The 16387-nt window shown below is 41.7% G+C and carries 13 protein-coding genes and 1 pseudogene; 7 read left to right on the top strand and 7 right to left on the bottom strand.

Annotated elements, in window-relative coordinates:
* The first annotated feature begins 480 nt into the window (after nt 1–480).
* Together PARA125_RS09595 and PARA125_RS09590 are read left to right on the top strand one after the other, a co-directional pair.
* The gene (locus PARA125_RS09595; RefSeq protein ID WP_213158664.1) at nt 481–1122 is read left to right on the top strand and encodes a hypothetical protein; all 642 of its coding nucleotides are present in this window, start codon (nt 481–483) and stop codon (nt 1120–1122) included.
* A gap of 78 nt (nt 1123–1200) precedes the next feature.
* Nucleotides 1201–1806, top strand: coding sequence for a chalcone isomerase family protein (locus PARA125_RS09590; protein ID WP_213158663.1), 606 nt, complete (start codon nt 1201–1203; stop codon nt 1804–1806).
* Nucleotides 1807–1822: 16 nt separating this feature from the next.
* On the opposite strand, the gene PARA125_RS09585 is transcribed toward PARA125_RS09590, so the two are convergent.
* From PARA125_RS09585 to PARA125_RS09570, 4 genes are read right to left on the bottom strand one after another with little or no spacing between them, the layout of a single operon-like run.
* Nucleotides 1823–2779, bottom strand: coding sequence for a cation diffusion facilitator family transporter (locus tag PARA125_RS09585; protein WP_213158662.1), 957 nt, complete (start codon nt 2777–2779; stop codon nt 1823–1825).
* A gap of 6 nt (nt 2780–2785) precedes the next feature.
* The gene (locus PARA125_RS09580; protein ID WP_213158661.1) at nt 2786–3142 is read right to left on the bottom strand and encodes an arsenate reductase family protein; all 357 of its coding nucleotides are present in this window, start codon (nt 3140–3142) and stop codon (nt 2786–2788) included.
* 7 nt (nt 3143–3149) lie between these two features.
* Nucleotides 3150–3773: a bifunctional nicotinamidase/pyrazinamidase gene (gene pncA, locus PARA125_RS09575; RefSeq protein WP_213158660.1), complete on the bottom strand. Its 624-nt coding sequence runs from the start codon at nt 3771–3773 to the stop codon at nt 3150–3152.
* Complete coding sequence (locus PARA125_RS09570; protein ID WP_213158659.1) at nt 3770–5305, bottom strand: nicotinate phosphoribosyltransferase; 1536 nt, start codon at nt 5303–5305, stop codon at nt 3770–3772. Before PARA125_RS09570 ends, pncA begins: the two co-directional genes overlap by 4 nt.
* A gap of 343 nt (nt 5306–5648) precedes the next feature.
* On the opposite strand from PARA125_RS09570, the gene PARA125_RS09565 reads away from it, so the two are divergent.
* On the top strand, nt 5649–6383 hold the full coding sequence (locus tag PARA125_RS09565) for a hypothetical protein (RefSeq protein WP_213158658.1): 735 nt from the start codon (nt 5649–5651) through the stop codon (nt 6381–6383).
* Between the two features lie 384 nt (nt 6384–6767).
* On the top strand, nt 6768–8612 hold the full coding sequence (lepB, locus tag PARA125_RS09560) for a signal peptidase I (protein ID WP_213158657.1): 1845 nt from the start codon (nt 6768–6770) through the stop codon (nt 8610–8612).
* A gap of 41 nt (nt 8613–8653) precedes the next feature.
* On the opposite strand, the gene asnS is transcribed toward lepB, so the two are convergent.
* Together asnS and PARA125_RS09550 are read right to left on the bottom strand one after the other, a co-directional pair.
* Nucleotides 8654–10057: an asparagine--tRNA ligase gene (gene asnS, locus PARA125_RS09555; protein WP_283248351.1), complete on the bottom strand. Its 1404-nt coding sequence runs from the start codon at nt 10055–10057 to the stop codon at nt 8654–8656.
* 24 nt (nt 10058–10081) lie between these two features.
* Entirely contained in the window at nt 10082–10954 is an 873-nt protein-coding gene (locus PARA125_RS09550; RefSeq protein ID WP_213158656.1) for a deoxyribonuclease IV, read from the bottom strand.
* Nucleotides 10955–11044: 90 nt separating this feature from the next.
* Between PARA125_RS09550 and murJ the strand changes: the two genes are divergently transcribed.
* A complete protein-coding gene (gene murJ, locus PARA125_RS09545; RefSeq protein WP_213158655.1) occupies nt 11045–12679 on the top strand; it encodes a murein biosynthesis integral membrane protein MurJ in 1635 nt (544 codons plus the stop codon).
* 321 nt (nt 12680–13000) lie between these two features.
* Here the strand turns inward: murJ and rpsD are convergent, their stop codons facing one another.
* Nucleotides 13001–13621, bottom strand: a complete 621-nt coding sequence (rpsD, locus tag PARA125_RS09540; RefSeq protein ID WP_213158654.1) for a 30S ribosomal protein S4 — start codon at nt 13619–13621, stop codon at nt 13001–13003.
* A 263-nt stretch (nt 13622–13884) separates the two neighbouring features.
* Between rpsD and PARA125_RS09535 the strand changes: the two genes are divergently transcribed.
* Nucleotides 13885–15168 (top strand): sensor histidine kinase, encoded by a 1284-nt coding sequence (locus PARA125_RS09535; RefSeq protein WP_213158653.1) that lies wholly within the window; start codon nt 13885–13887, stop codon nt 15166–15168.
* Between the two features lie 29 nt (nt 15169–15197).
* Nucleotides 15198–16358, top strand: a pseudogene (locus tag PARA125_RS09530) (sigma-54-dependent transcriptional regulator); the annotation flags it as partial.
* Nucleotides 16359–16387: the final 29 nt, after the last annotated feature.

The following is a 16387-nucleotide window of genomic DNA, read 5'->3' as shown; positions in this document are numbered from 1 at the left end:
TCATCCACGCCGTCAGCATTCAATCTGAACCAAGATCAAATTCTCAAGTAAAAAAACTTTGAAAATTTGAGTATTTGTTATATTCTAAATATGTGGGTCATTAGCTTTCGCTAACTTTCCTCACACAAGCTCTATAATTTATCTTGCTTGCACATTGTCTTTTCTTCACTGTCAAAAAACAGATTTTTTCACTCTTTAACGTGTTGTTCGCTTCGCGATGTTTTGTTGACATTCGTTCGAAGGAAGTAATAAACATACAAAAATCAGGCTATTTAATGCAACGCCTATTTTTCTCGAACTCCCTCTTTTTTCGCAATTCACTTAAAATGCGTGCATTGCAACTCATTTTCGTGGAGGTTTTACCAGAAAGGCTACAATTAATAACATTAAAATTTTGATTTTAAATTTAAGAAATTTTAGCTATACTATTACTCCAAGGAAGTAAACACCTCCGGTTTAAACTGTATCCAAGGAGTTAAGATGGGAAACAATGAAATTAGATACGGCGTCGATCCTTCTATTAAGTATGGTTTTTGGACTCGCTACCGGGCAGCTTACACGATTAAAAAAAGCCTCTTTTCTTCCTTAGCTATCGCTTGGAAAACAAGGAATAAAACAAGTGAAGCAGTCCGGGAATTTTTTATCGAAAAATTGCACGAGCACCCATTCAGTGTAAAAGACAACCTATCCCGCTATAATTGGAAAAAACATTGGCCAGATTTTGTCTCTAAATTGCTGTTGGCAATCACTAATAAAGTTGACACTTCTCCAAACCCGTATAATCCAAAAGTATCCCGCGCCGATCATGAACTTATGCAAGAGTATTTTCAAACTTTTAGAGCAACGATTCATCAAAAGCTCTCCTATAATAAAAAAGAGAATTGTTTTGTCCTTGATAAACGTTTGCTGACGAAGGAAGACAAACAACAAATTCTCATTGTAAGAGGCTACCACAAAGTTTTAAAAGAGAAAGAAGAGAAAAAACGGCTTCGCCAAAACCTCTTAAATTCCCCCATGGTAAAGGAAATGTTAAAGGAAAGAGTGCGGCTGGTTGAAATTTTGGGTGGAAAAGAGCAAAAAATATCGTATAAAAAAAGCTCTTTCTCTAACTTTTTATTTTAAAGTTTTACCTATTCCTGGCTTCTAAAAATTTTTCTGGGGATGTTCTATGCCGCTCCTAACTATGTGGAGAAGGCTATTATGAAAAGATTCATGAGCTTTGCTTTAGGAACCCTTTTCTTAGCGTTAATAAATTTAAGTATGGCAAATAGCGTAGAATCTGCTTCAGGCTTCACGTTTCCCGCAGAAGTGCAATTTGAAAACAACGGCTCTGAAGTTATCCTCGATTTGGCTGGAGCAGCTATTCGAACTAAATTTTTTCTCAACCTTTATGCCATCGGCTATTACTTACATAATCCCCTTAAAATGAAGCGGGCAGCTGCTTTAGACGAACTGGTAAAAGATGGTAAAATCAAGCAATTTACTATTAAATGGCTCTATGAAACAGATTTTAAAACTACTCAAAAAGCTTTTCTGGCAGGTTTCCAGAAGGTTGTGCCCGCTGAAGAATACCAAAGGATAGAGCCTTTAATTAAAAAATACCTCTCCTTTTATACAACGGGGATCAAAAAAGGGGATGTGCATATCCTGCGCTGGCTTCCTGGCAATATCATTACTTTAGAAGTTAATGGAGATAACAAAGGGGAAATTGCACATCCAGTTTTTGCAAAGTGTGTATGGCGCCTGTGGTTCGATTCAACAAGTATAATGAACCAAAACAATTTAGTGAAAAATCTTCTAAATTAAGAAAGCAGCTTGCTTTTTACAAAGTGCTTGCATGGTCATTGGGATAAAAGGGCTCAATATGCACAATCACATCCCTGACAGCAGGCCAATCTCTTTGAATCTCGGCGCGCACTTCCTGGCTAATTTTGTGGGCGTCTTCTACAGAAAGTTGAGGATCTACTTCTATGTCGATCCGCACCTGTGCGTCGGGCCCATAAAGTTGAATCCGAATTTTTTCTGTTTCCCTTACTCCGTTAACCTTCAAAGCAGATAGGCGCACCCGTTTAAAAAAATCTGAGCTTGGAACCCGATCCAAAAGCTGGTGCATGTTGTCCCGAGCAGCAAAAACGCCGATGACCACCATAAATCCAGCAATCATGATAGCGCCTAATTTATCGATGCTCCAAGCCCAGTCGGGGAAGTACGCAGCGATAATCAAGGCAATTGTTGCAATAAAGCTCGTCATGCCATCCATGCGATAATGTGCCGCATCTGCGGCTAAAGCAGGGCTGTTTTCTTTTGCTGCAATACGAATCACCAAACGGTAACAAATTTCTAAAAGAATCACAGCCAAAAACGGAATTAACCATGCCCAGCGACTCATAGTGTTTTCTAAGGGGCTAGGTTGGGCAAGTTGGGTGATTTCCCGTATTAACATGCCTCCGCCAATCAAAATCATAGACATTCCCAATTGCAAGCCAGCTAAGGGCTCATAGCGTCCGTGCCCAAAAGGATGGTTGCGATCAGGCGGTTTTTCAGCTAATCTAATAAAGAAGACAAGAAATAAGGTTGCAGCTATATCCACGAGGCTAGAAAGTGCATCCATCATCAAGGCGGCACTTCCAAAAAGAAGAAAGCCGAAAACCTCAAACAAAATAATGCTGAAACGGATAGCAATCCCCCACTTTGCTGCTCTCAGGAGTTCTCGATTGCGCTTAGCTCTCGATTGAAACACCGAGTCGGGAAGCATAATGGGGTCAGGAAAACATGACATGACAACCTACAAAAGTTTGGCTTTCCAAGCGTCTTCTTTAAAACCTAGTAAAATAAAATTTTCCCCTAAAACAAAAGGGCGTTTTACCAACATGCCGTTATGCGATAGCAATTCAAAAACTTCCTCGTGAGACATGGAACTTAACCGCTCCTTTAAATTTAATCGGCGGTACTCTTCGCCGGAAGTATTTAAAAGCTTTTTTAAATCGCCCTGAACATAATCCAAAGCTTGCTTAAGCTCGGCTGAAGTCGGAGGTTGTTCCCGAATTGGAAAGACCTGGTAGGCAATCTGAGCATGATCCAAAAATTTAAGAGCTTTTTGGCATGTCGAGCATTTTTGATAGGAATAAATTTTTACAGTCATAAGGCCTCTAATGCGATAAGTTAATTTCTGAAAATTTTAGCATTCTAATCCCCGCATCGTGCATTTCTCTAAAAGCCATCTCTTCATCCCCCTGCCGGAGATTAACTGCCCTGCAAGCATCCGCTATAACATACACTTGAAAACCTAAATTTTTAGCATCTAAGGCAGTATATTTTATGCAATAATCGGTTGCCAACCCAGCGATATAAAGTTTTTGAACGCCTCTTTCTTTAAGATAAGTTTCTAAACCAGTGCTTTTGCAATGCCCATTATCAAAAAAAGCGCTATAGCTATCAATTGATCTGTCGGTTCCTTTATAAAAAATGCGCATAAACGAATGAGAAGCCAAAGAATCAGGAAAACAAGCTCCTCTTGTCCCTTGTACGCAGTGTACCGGCCAAAGAATTTGGTCGATACCTAAAAGCTTGATATGTTCACCTACCGGCTTATGGTGATAGACAGCAAAGCTTAGATGATCGTGGGGGTGCCAATCTTGGGTAGCCACAATGGTGTTAAAAGGCAATTGGATAAGCTGGTTAACGAAGGGAATAATTTGATCTCCCTCTTTAACAGCTAAGGCTCCCCCTGGCAAAAAATCGTTTTGAACATCCACAATCAGTAAAGCGTTCACGGAGCCCCGTTTGAGTGGCTATTTTTCTCATCAGCCGAAATTAAAAAGTCACGAGACATTGCAGAGCGGATCGTTTGAATGAGATGAACCTTTTTTTCGTACAAAGTTTTTTCCATTCCCACGGCATATTGATGAGGATTAAGAAAACGCTTAACTCCCACAGGAAACTTTAAAAGCTGGCTCTGCGTTCTTTTCCGGATTTCTCCAAGCGATGGGGATTCGTATACCTGCTTACCCTCTTGAAAAATTGGAATGAGCAAATCTTCATAGGGAAGATTAGGGCTTAAAATTCTCTGACGTGTCGGGTCAAAAGGATCAATCATATAGCATTTTTTACTCATATCTGAGTGAATATCATAGATCACATCCGCCATATTTTCTTGCGCTTTACTATAGCGTCGCACTTGTAAAATGCCAGGATTGGAAACTTTCATCATTTGCTCAGAAAGCTTTAATTTATAATCCCAATTTTTACCTGGATCTCGGATAGCAGAAAGTTTGTAAACGCCATCCAATGCCGGCTGCCCCTTTGCAGTCACCAAGTTTGTCCCGACTCCCCAGACAGAAATTTGGGCACCTTGACGTTTTAATTCTGCAATCACTGTTTCGTCAAGCTCGTTGCTTGCAAAAATTGGGGTTTCTGTGAATCCTGCCTCATCTAATAATCGGCGACTTAAAATACTTAAATAGGCTAAATCTCCTGAATCCAATCGAATACCCAAAAGCTTTTTTCCTTGGGCTCTTAGCCATTTTCCAACTTCTATCGCCTTTTTCACACCTTCGATTGAGTCATAGGTATCTACCAAGAATACACAATTACCAGGAAGACACCTTGCATACGTTTGAAAAGCCTCTAGTTCATCTCCAAATGCCATCACCCAGCTATGAGAATGGGTCCCTTTGACAGGAATTCCAAACAACTTTCCGGCCAGCAAATTCGAGGTGGACTCGCATCCTCCAATGTAAGCGGCACGGCTTGCTGTTAAGGCCCCATCCACTCCCTGAGCCCTTCGCAATCCAAATTCTAACACAGGCTCTCCCTCAGCGGCGATGCACATGCGCGCAGCCTTCGTCGCAATTAAGGAGGAGAAGTTAATTAAATTTAATAGCGGCCCTTCTAACAATTGGCACATAATCAAAGGCCCTTGAACCCGTATTAATGGCTCATACGGGAATACAACAGTTCCCTCGGGAACTGCATCTAAGGAACAATTAAAGCGAAGGGTTGCTAAATAATCAAAAAACTTTTCCTCAAATAAAGGTCCATCGTCTGGATTTTTGAGGGATGCTAAATATTGCAAATCAGAAGAGTCAAAATGAAAATTAGCTAAATAATCAATGACGTATGCTAGCCCTGCAGCTATTGTAAACCCACCCTGAAAAGGAGGCCGTCGAAAAAAAAGGTGAAAAACGGCTTCTTTGTTATCGAGGCCAGCTTTCCAATAGCCATATCCCATCGTAAGTTGGTAAAGATCCGTTAGCAAAGACATGGATTGGTTGTAAATATGCCGAGAAGATGTATCTGTTTTCATGCGGAAACCTCGCGTTATTTATAGCGAGTTTGCTGGAAAAAGAAAACATTTTTAATAAGCTAGTTTGAATAAGCCCATCCTAAGTTCTTTAAGCGAAAATAAATTTTTTTGATCGGAGGCTCCTCTCCCATGCCTCGAGGGGCCTTGCCTTAAGAGCATAAAATGACGTCGCATGCAGGATCGACTAAACCTTCTGGAGTGAAGAGATAGAAAAGAGCTAATCTCTCCTATAGGGCAAATCCTTTCCTTCCTAAAAAATTGCACGAACAAGCCGCATAATTCTTTTTTCAAGAACTCCGCAAACTGGTAAAATTAAGGTTCGATCAAAATTTAAGGAAGGCTTATGTCTCGCTTTGTTTGTTATTTAGCTTTTTTATGCGCCATTTTTTCCTTGGCCGAGGCTGGTATTTACTTGAGAGATAACCTTAAGAAGGCCGAAGCTGGCGATTATCTCGTCACTATGCAAAATAAAACCTGTTCTCTTCTTCACATTCACAACAAAAAAGGGCAGCTTTTAACCATGGAAGAGATCTCCCTTCCTGCAAACAAAAGCAAAAATATCGATTCTTGGCGAACTTGGATACAAGACGGAGCCCCCGGTCATACCTCATGGAGCATGTACTCCGTCAACTTGTCAACCGGTGCAATTGACAAATGTTTTTGTTTTACGAAAAACCGATGGTGCGATCCTACCCCCGCGGAAAATTTTTTAGGAACTTTGCTAAATCTACATCTAAATTTAGTGCCTCCGCACGAGCGTAAAAAAATCGGGGGCTATGTGGCTGGAAGCCCTGGCCCTAGGCGTATTTGGGAACCAAGGTTAATCATGGATGGAACAATTATTAAAGGGGTCTCTTTCGAAGCTTGGCGCACTCGTTGGCCAAACGATGGAAGTATGCTATCAGGAAAAACAATCGAAGTGTATGTTCCCGCAGAAAATACCCCTTATCCTTCCTATTTTCCCTACTGGATTCAAGTGAGCGGAATGATGGGCCAAGCAAAATTACGCGTGGTAGATTCTGGCAAAGGCTTGGTCTCCCCGAAGCCTTCCCTTTTTGAGCTTGAAGTCCCTCTTTAGAAAGTTATCAACAATTGAATGGTAATGTTTTTTTTGATCCCTCCTTATTTTTATGCATCGACTTCCCTTCATAAGTCTTTTAAATCTAAAAAATTACAACCTATCCTTCTTCAAAATTAATAAAAATTGTGGAGCGTAATTTTTGCTAAAACTCTATAATTTTATTTTTCTCATCATTTTGCTTACAAACTTCCCACAAAAAACTCCCCTTGCCCCTCCTTTCTTCTTCATTTTGGTAAACGAAAAGCGAACACTCCTTCACTTCTAATCTGTTTGCAAATTGTTTTTACAAAAGTTATACTGGCGCCTTTATCATAACTAACCCCCTTCAGCCTTATGTATTTTTTCAATTCGACATTTTCATTGCACAAATCTCGGCATATTATGAAACAAGCTTATGCCTGGTATAAAAAAAAAGGAAAAACGCTTCCTCCCGATCAGTTGACCCATTTTGAGAATGAACTCCAAAAATTAGATCAAGCCTTACTCGCTGGAAATAGAGAAGAAGCTGATTCGTATGCTCGCAAGCTGGAAAAATTTTGCGAGACCCATTTTAAAAAAAATGGGTGGGACTATGGGGTTGAATTGATAGTTGCTCTCGTGTTTGCTTTACTAGCAGCGACACTTATACGGCAAGTTTGGTTTGAGCCTTTTGAAATTCCCACAGGCTCCATGCGTCCTACTTTTAAAGAACAGGATCATGTGACTGTATCAAAAACGGCCTTTGGCATTAATGTTCCCCTTCAATCCGCCCATTTCATGTTTGATCCCAAACTCGTTCAACGTTCCAGTATCTTTATTTTCGCACCTGATCATATGCCTCTTACAGATACAGAAACGACCTACTTCGGGATTTTTCCTTACAAAAAACGGTATATTAAGCGGATGATTGGGAAACCGGGCGATGCGCTTTATTTTTATGGAGGTAAAATCTACCTGGTGGATCAAGCTGGCAAACTAGATGAAGACCTTCTGAATGCTCCTTGGATGCATCGCTTGGAACATATCCCTTTTTTACAATTCGAGGGCTCTGTTAAAATGGCCGCACAAAACCAAATTGTATTTTCCCACATGAATCAACCGCTTGGCCGCATTTCCTTATCCCCTATGGGGACCATTCGTGGCGAAATTTTTAATGGGAAAGAATGGGTTAAAGACCAACCTTTAGCCCCCCTTAGAGCACACCAAAACCTGGAAACCTACAGCGACTTTTTTGGCATGCGAAACTTTGCAATGGCACGCCTGCTGACCAAAGAAGAAGTTAAAAAGCTCACCCCCATTGACCCCCATGAAGTTGGAGAAGGCGTCCTTTACCTAGAGCTTAGACATACCCCTTCTTTAACCCCTCCTCCTGGAAGGCAGTTTTTACCCCACACCCCTTTGCATCTTTTATTGAATGTGCAAACCGCCCTCCTTCCTTTAAATGAGCACCATCTCAAAACGTTAATGGATAACATGTACACGGCACGTTTTATCGTAAAAGATGGACGAGGAAGACGACTCGGACAAGCACATGCAACCCCTAGCAGCCCTGCTTTTCCAGGTTTGCCAGATGGAACTTACGAATTTTACTACGGAAAGGGGCTTCAGGTTGGATTTGGAGGCATTACTTCCCCTCTGCCGGAAAATTCGGTGCTTTATGACACAACCCCTGCAAATATTCAAAAATTGTTTAATTTAGGCATTGAGATGGATACGAGCTACAACCCTTTATCAAAAAATCAGGCCGCTTATCCCAATCGATATGCTTATTTCCGCAATGGCGATTTATACGTGTTAGGGGCTTTGCTTCTGACTAAAGAGGATCCAGCGCTTCAAGAATTTAACCACAGAGAGAAAAAACGAGAAGAGACCTCTAGCGAAAGGCTTCCTTATATTGCCTTCAAGGATTATGGTCCCCCTTTAAAAGAGGGAAAAGTGGATGTCGATTTTATTCGCACTTTTGGTGTAAAAGTTCCGGCTAAATCTTACTTTGGCTTAGGCGATAATCATGCCATGAGTGCAGATAGTCGTATCTTTGGCTTTATTCCAGAGGATAATATCCAGGGGGCTCCTTGGCTAATCATATGGCCACCAGGAGAGCGTTGGGGGCCTCCTCCTCAAAAACCTTATCCGTTTGTAAACGCGCCCGGTTCAATTATTTGGGCTCTTGCTTTGGCTGTTTTAGGAAGCTGGTATGCCTATCATCGCTGGTCATTAAAAAGACCCATTTTTTATAAAGTGACTTGAAGATAGAAGAATGCCCAGTTATCACTGGGCATGCTCGCGAATTAGAATTCCGCTTTTCCTGGGAACCGGGGGAAAGGAATAGCATCTCGAATATTCTCAATGCCTGTTACAAATTGCACAAGGCGCTCAAAGCCAAGACCAAATCCTGCATGTGGCACAGATCCATATTTTCTCAGCTCTAAATACCACCAGTAATCCTCTTCTTTCAAATTGTTCTCGATTAAACGCTGCTTTAAGTAATCTAATCGATCTTCCCTTTGGCTTCCTCCAATAATTTCTCCAATGCGAGGAACCAAAACATCCATTGCCGCAACCGTCTTCTCATCATCGTTTAAGCGCATGTAAAACGATTTAATCTCTTTTGGATAATCTGTAAGAATGACAGGCTTAGAAAAATATTCTTCGGCCAAAAATCTTTCATGCTCAGATTGTAAATCTGCGCCCCATTTGACTGGATATTCAAAAGGCTTGTTAGCTTTTTCCAAGATCCGAATGGCATAACTATAAGACGCCCGCTCAAAGGGTGTATTCACAATGTGCTCAAGCCGTTCGCGCAAACCCGAAGAGACATATTGATTAAAGAAATCAATATCTTCTTGGCAATGCTCTAATACATGCTGGATGGTGTATTTTAAGTATTGCTCGGCACAATCCATGTCATCATTAATATCTGCAAAAGCCATCTCTGGCTCGATCATCCAAAATTCTGCTAGGTGCCGCGAGGTGTTGGAATTTTCTGCTCGGAAAGTGGGTCCAAACGTGTAAATATCTGATAGCGCACACGCATAAATTTCCCCTTCTAGCTGCCCTGAAACCGTAAGATAGGTAGGTTTTTCAAAAAAATCCCTGGAATAATCAACCTTGCCCTCTTTTGTTTTAGGCAAAGAGTCAGGATCTAAAGTTGTGACGCGAAACATTTTCCCTGCACCTTCACAATCCGACGAGGTGATAATCGGCGTATGTACATAGAGAAAGCCTTTTGTTTGGAAAAAGAGATGAGTTGCAAAAGACAGCGCATTCCGGATCCGTGCTACAGCGCCTAAGGTATTGGTGCGTGGCCGCAGGTGGGCGATTGTGCGCAAAAACTCATAAGAGTGCCGCTTTTTCTGAAGGGGATAAGTCTCTGGATCGCAGCTCCCCATCATTCGAATCTCTTTTGCCACGAGTTCTAAAGACTGATTTTTACCTGGGCTTTCGACAACAGTGCCTTGAATTGCAACAGAGGCTCCCGTACTTAATTCTTGTATGGTTTTCTCATAGTTGGGAAGGTCTGGATTGGCAATGACTTGGAAATTAGATAAGGTAGACCCATCGTTAATTTCAATAAAGGTAAAAGTTTTTTGATTGCGAACGGTTCTTACCCACCCTTTGAGCATCACTTCACTTCCTATAGGGGAAGGTTTATCAGGGGGAGGATTTTTCAGTTGTTTAATTTTTATACGCATAGATGTGTGCCTTTTTCTATAATTTTAGTCGCGCGAAGAGGGATGCTTCGCAAAATCCTGTAACATTTGAATCTCAACTTCCCATAATTCTGTCCCTCCTGGCGTCTCCAGATATTTGGGGAGATCTTTGGTTCTCGAATCCTTCATTAAAAACTGAAACGATTCAATTCCAATTTGCCCTTTTCCAAGAGGTTGATGTCGATCCACGCGCGAGCCTAGCCCTTTTGCCGAATCGTTTAAATGAAAGGCATAAAGGTGATTCAATCCTACTACTCGATCAAATTCCTCTAAAGTTGCGTTCCAAGCAGCAGGTGTCCGAATATCATACCCAGCTGCAAAAATATGGCAGGTATCAATACACACCCCAATTGGAAGCTTATGCTGAACTTGATTGATGATGTAGGCGAGATGCTCAAATCGCCAGCCTACCGCGGATCCTTGCCCCGCTGTAGCTTCTAAAAGTAGACGGGTGGAGCTATTTTCCAGTAAATCTTGCATTCCTATTAAACTCTCGCAAATACAATCTAAGCATTGCTGCTCACCCCCCTGAAGTGCCGCTCCTGGATGGAAATTTAAATAGGAAATACCTAGCTGCTGACAACGAATCGCCTCTTCCCTAAAAGCTTTTTTGCTCTTCTCTAAAACTTCTCCATTCGGCGATCCAAGATTAATCAGATAGCTATCGTGGCTCATAACCTGCTCAATCCCGGTTTCCTCCAATGCTTTTTGCCACGCTTGGATCTCTTTTTCTCCTAAAACTTTCCCTTCCCATCTTTTTTGATTGCTCGTAAAAAGTTGAACGATTGAGGCACCTATCTGCTTGCCTTCTAATAAAGCATTTTGTACTCCGCCTGCAGCAGAAGTATGAGCTCCCAGCCATAATTTTTCTGTTTTCATCCATCTATCCTTTTATTATAATGAGCCGTTATCTTATCAAAGAGAAACTCTTGTTGACAATCGGGATTTTTTCTTTTTAAGATGGGCGGCATGAATAGCAAAAACTCTGACTCTCCCTATACTCTTTTTCGGTCTGCCAAACACTTTTTCAGCGGGACCTTGTTAAGTCGCATTTCGGGCATGGGACGCGATATTGCCATGACTTTTGCCTTTGGCACAAGCCCTGCAGTCGCCGCTTTTTTGTTGGCCTTCCGCTTTGCCCATCTCTGTCGCCGTTTGTTTGGCGAAGGCGCTTTGCATACAGCCTTTATCCCCCTTTTTGAAGATAGTCGCGCCCGGTCAACTCCAGAAGCTTATACCTTTTTCCTCCATCTTAAAGGGGGCTTATCCCTTTTTTTGCTGGTTCTTCTCTTTGCTATTATGGGAAGCCTAGGGATGATTTTAACTTTTGGCTCTTTATCACCCGCTAACCGAGAAATTATTTGGTTAACGCTTTTAATGATGCCCAGTCTCTTTTTCATTTGTTTATTCGGGCTTAATTCTGCCTTTCTCAATTGCGAAAAACATTTTTTTATTCCAGGAATCGCTCCTGTCACCTTCAATCTTATTTCTATTGTCAGTGCCTTGCTTTTGCGAAATTATTTGCCAGAACAGGCGATGGTATGGCTTTCTTTTACCGTTATTTTAGGATGTGCCTGCCAGTGGCTTATCACCATTCCACCTATTTACGCCCTATTTGAAAGGGGGCCTTTCTGCTTTTCTTGGAAGTTGCTCCTTCCTAACTTTGCGGTTTTGAAGCGTCTGGGAAAACCTCTTCTTTTTGGCATGCTAGGAGTTGCTGCCTCACAAATTAACAACACAATCGATGTTCTCTTTGCTAGATATGCCCATGAGGAGGGTCCTGCTTATCTCTGGTATGCCATTCGCCTGCAACAGCTCCCCCTCGCCCTTTTTGGCATTTCACTTTCCGGAGCGCTTCTTCCCCCTTTAACGCGAGCCATTAAAGAAAATCAACCCCATCTTTTTTTTCAGCTCTTGCGTTTTTCCTTAGAAAAAGCTTTGGTTTTAATGATCCCCCTTTCTTTTGCACTGCTGCTATTAGCGACTTGCAGCATTAACTTTATCTACGGAAGAGGGCAATTTTCCAACCATTCGACTTACCAAACAACCTTATGCCTTTGGGGATATGGCTTAGGGCTATTACCTATGGCGCTTGTCTTAATCTTAGCAGCCGTTTTTTACGCCCAAAAGAATTATCGCATTCCCCTGATCGCTTCCATGCTTGCCCTGGGGCTAAACGGCTTTTTAAATACTATCTTGGTGGGGGTATGGAATGGGGGCGCTGCTAGTGTGGCATTGGCTACAAGCGTAAGCGCCTGGGTTAATCTCTTTTACCTTCTCTTCGCTTTGCCAAAAAGAGCTTTTTCAGAATCCCTTTTTCCTTTGCTGCGCCCTTTAGGCAAAATCACCTTGTCTGCTTTTCTTGCCTTTTCGGGAGCTTGGGTCATCACCCATTTTTTGATTGGGGATACCTCCTTACAAGCTTTATTAACCCAAACTCCCCCTCATTTCTCTCGAGAATTTTCCAGGCAATGCTTTTACTTTTTTAGCGAGACCCTTGTATTTTTTCTATTATTGGGAATGGCGAGCTGGGCCTGCCGAGTGCATGAGGTTAAAAGTTTTTTCAAAGCCCCTCCTGTCTCTTTATCGATCAATTCATCCTAAGGCAATCTACTCCATCTGAAAAATTTTAAAGAGGTCTATTTCTTAGCTTTATTGGGAAAAAATTTTGTCAAGCTAAGCCTCTTTTTTTAAAAGCAGGCTCGTTAAAACCTTTTTTTATCTTTCCTGTCTTTAAGCAATCTTTTTTGTTCTGTTTTTGGCATTCCCTGAAGGGGACAATCATGCACAAACCTTTTTTATCTATTCTAAAAGAAAAAAGCTTTACTAGATTGAGGTAGGTGAATTTGCCGAATTTTTTGAAATAAAAAAAGCCCAACTCTTGCGAGGTGGGCTTGAATTTACCAATCTTTAGCAAATTAAAGATTAAGTTGAGTGGGCCAAGAAATCACAAATTTCAGGAAGATTGATAGGAATAGGCCATGGCATCAATTCATAGCTAGGATATTCGAGCAATTGTCCAGAAAAATTCTCTTTATCAACAGAAAGATACTCTGGAACTGAACGCATACTGCCATCTTGCGCTTCTTGGATAGCCTTAATGCCGCGAGACTTTTCTCTAACAGAGATCACCATGCCTGGTCGAACTTGAAAAGAACGGCGGTCAACTTTTTTGCCATCCACTAGGATATGGCCGTGAGAAACAAGCTGTTGCGCTGCAAAAATTGTGCTTGCAAACTTCAAGCGATGCACCACTACGTCAAGCCTGCATTCGAGCTGCTGGGCCAAAACTTGCGCTGTATTCGCTTCGAGTTTTGCCGCTTTTTTATAGTAATTAATTAATTGACTTTCACTCAACATGCCATAAATGGCTTTGAGTTTTTGTTTTTCTTCTAGCTGAACCCCGTAGTCGGACTTTTTTCGACGTCTCGCGCCATGCATGCCAGGCGGATTGGGTTTATGTAGAAGCGGATTGCGCAAGCGGCCAAAGATATTGGCGCCAAATCGCCGTGCGATCCGATTTTTTTTACCTGTATAACGAGCCATTTTTTCTCCTAAACGATTTCCAGCTGCGGCTTTAATAATATTTAATGTGATGTCGCATTATCCCATACAACTTGTTTTTTTGCAACAGCAATCAAAAAATGAGCTGCTCAAAAATAACGGAGTATCAAGGACCTAGCCTTTAATTTGAAAATTCCTGCCCATTTCATGAGGAAATCTTGCCCAAAAAAACTGTAAATAATATCTTGAAATTTTCCATAACAATCAGTCTCTTCCCCATTTCGCATTAAATTTAGGGCATATGCATGCAAGCTGAAAGCACAAACACTCAGACTATCCTTTCCAATCCCTTGCATGAGGTAGAAAAAGCATCCAAAACTCCTCTCTCCCAAGAAAGCTATGCAAGTGAAACCGTCTTATTACAAAAAATGCAAGCTTGCCTGGAGCAAATGCAAGTTTTTCAAACTGAATTGCAAACCTCCAACCAGAAGCTTAGTGCTAAGATACGGGAAGTCGATTCTCTCAATTGTTACCTCCATACAATTCTTTGCAACCTTTCCCAAGGGGTGTTGTTTGTGGACCTTAACGGAAATGTGACCGCTTATAATTCTGCTATTCAGCACATCTTAGAAATTGATCCTCAGCTAGTTCTATTTGAAAAATTTTGGAAAAACTTTGACGATCACTTATGGGGATTCTCTCTTAAAAAATCTCTGCAAGAAAAATATGCTCCTAAAACATCTTATATCCCTTTCCTATCCCCTTCAGGCAAACAATACGAGCTTGAGATTCACACCACCTGTATGCTGCAAAACTCTTCAAATCAGGATTATTCCGAGATAGATGGGATGCAAGGGATCCTTATCCTTGTACGAGATGTCACAGAAATCAGACGTTTACAACTCCTCGCTAACCGTACTAGTCGTATGAAAATTTTGGGAGAGATGACAGCAAGTGTGGCCCACGAAATTCGAAATCCGCTTGGAGGAATGGAGGGATTTGCCTCTTTACTACAAAGGGACTTAGCAGATAAACCAGAGCTTCAAAAAATGGCCGGCTATATCGTCCAAGGAACCCATAATCTGAATCGATTAGTCACGCAAGTCTTGGATTATTCTAGGCCACTACACCCTCAGTTTGCAGCCACTGAACTTGTGCAGCTTTTGGAAGAACTTCGCCAACACGCCTTGGTCGATCCTATCCTAAGTGAAGGGATTCAAATCACTTTAGAAACAGATGCCCCCACCTTATGGATTCAGGCAGATGCCCAAATTTTACGCGCTGCCATCCTTAACCTTATAGTCAATGCCGTTCAAGCCATGTCGAATCAGGGGACTCTCACTTTAAAGCTTAGACAGGTTGAAGAATTTGCCATTATCCAAGTCCAAGATACCGGCATTGGAATTTCCCCTCAACATCTCGAAAAAATTTTTTCCCCCTCTTTTACAACGCGGCCCACAGGAAATGGATGGGGGCTAGCGGAAGTCTATAAAGCCGTCGAAATTCATGGAGGACAGATTGAAGTTCATTCAATTGTTCAAAAAGGGTCAGAATTTTCTTTAAAATTACCCATAAAAGCTTATAAGTAGGAAAGAACCCCATATTGAAGGAATATCTTATGCCCGTGGAAAAGATATTGATCGTTGACGATGAGTCGCTCGTCAGAAACTTTCTTGCTGAAACGCTTCGCCGAAAAAATATTGAAGTTGTCACAGCAGAAAATGGCAAAAAAGCCCTTAGTCTCATTAAAGATAGTCCTTTTGATATGGTGATCACGGATATGAAACTGCCGGATCTAACGGGGATTGATATCCTTAGAAAATGCAAGGAGGCCTCTCCCAGTACACTTGTCGTCGTGATCACCGCTTTTGGAAGTATCGAGAATGCCGTAGAAGCCATGAAATTCGGAGCCTTTAATTACCTGATCAAACCCTTTTCTCCCGATACAATTGAAGCGATTACTGAAAAAGCAAAAGAACATTTATCCTTAGTTCAGGAAAACCAATACCTACGTCAACAACTCTCTACCGGAGAAAGTCGCAGTCCTCTTCAGATTATTGGCGAAAGCCCTATCATGAGCCATATTTTGAAAGATGTCAAAAAAGTTGCCCAGAGCAATGCGAGCGTGTTTATTAACGGGGAATCGGGCACAGGAAAAGAAGTGATTGCCCAAGCTATTCATGCCAACTCAGCGCGAGCTCAATACCCTTTTATTAAAGTGAACTGCGCGGCAATCCCTGAAACGTTGATTGAATCGGAATTTTTTGGACATGAGAAAGGGGCTTTTACGGGGGCTAACTTTAAACGCCTTGGAAGGTTCGAATTGGCCCATAAAGGCACTCTTCTCTTAGATGAGATCACAGAAGTTCCCCTAGCAGTGCAAGCCAAGCTTTTGCGCGCTATCCAAGAGCAAGAATTTGAACGAGTGGGAGGAAGTAAGCCCATTAAAGTCGACGTCCGCTTGATTTCCACCTCAAATCGAGATATGAAAGAGGCTATCGCCCAAAAAGTTCTGCGAGAAGATTTATACTACCGGTTAAATGTTGTCCCCATTAGCCTTCCTCCCCTAAGAGATCGCCCTGAAGATATTCTTCCTCTAGCCCATTACTTTTTAGAAAAAATGTGCATGGAAAATCACAAGCCCGCCAAAAGCTTTTCTAGAGAATCGATTAAAAAGTTACAAAATTATTCATGGCCGGGCAATGTACGTGAGCTGGCTAACATTGTCGAAAGAGCGGTAGTAATGACCCCAGGTTCAGAAATTACACCTGAGCATCTTTATATCGAAAACAATCATCCAAACCTTTC

It is taken from the genome of Parachlamydia sp. AcF125, from assembly GCF_018342475.1.
Taxonomy (GTDB): domain Bacteria; phylum Chlamydiota; class Chlamydiia; order Chlamydiales; family Parachlamydiaceae; genus Parachlamydia.
Note: the sequence above shows the minus strand (reverse complement) of the source record. Positions and strands in the feature narration are given on the sequence as shown.

Bases quoted from the DNA above. Each gene is read 5' to 3' on its own strand.
- PARA125_RS09595 (WP_213158664.1), top strand. From the start codon at position 481: ATGGGAAACAATGAAATTAGATACGGCGTCGATCCTTCTATTAAGTAT.
- PARA125_RS09590 (WP_213158663.1), top strand. From the start codon at position 1,201: ATGAAAAGATTCATGAGCTTTGCTTTAGGAACCCTTTTCTTAGCGTTA.
- PARA125_RS09585 (WP_213158662.1), bottom strand. From the start codon at position 2,779: ATGTCATGTTTTCCTGACCCCATTATGCTTCCCGACTCGGTGTTTCAA.
- PARA125_RS09580 (WP_213158661.1), bottom strand. From the start codon at position 3,142: ATGACTGTAAAAATTTATTCCTATCAAAAATGCTCGACATGCCAAAAA.
- PARA125_RS09570 (WP_213158659.1), bottom strand. From the start codon at position 5,305: ATGAAAACAGATACATCTTCTCGGCATATTTACAACCAATCCATGTCT.
- PARA125_RS09565 (WP_213158658.1), top strand. From the start codon at position 5,649: ATGTCTCGCTTTGTTTGTTATTTAGCTTTTTTATGCGCCATTTTTTCC.
- lepB (WP_213158657.1), top strand. From the start codon at position 6,768: ATGAAACAAGCTTATGCCTGGTATAAAAAAAAAGGAAAAACGCTTCCT.
- asnS (WP_283248351.1), bottom strand. From the start codon at position 10,057: ATGCGTATAAAAATTAAACAACTGAAAAATCCTCCCCCTGATAAACCT.
- PARA125_RS09550 (WP_213158656.1), bottom strand. From the start codon at position 10,954: ATGAAAACAGAAAAATTATGGCTGGGAGCTCATACTTCTGCTGCAGGC.
- murJ (WP_213158655.1), top strand. From the start codon at position 11,045: ATGAATAGCAAAAACTCTGACTCTCCCTATACTCTTTTTCGGTCTGCC.
- rpsD (WP_213158654.1), bottom strand. From the start codon at position 13,621: ATGGCTCGTTATACAGGTAAAAAAAATCGGATCGCACGGCGATTTGGC.
- PARA125_RS09535 (WP_213158653.1), top strand. From the start codon at position 13,885: ATGCAAGCTGAAAGCACAAACACTCAGACTATCCTTTCCAATCCCTTG.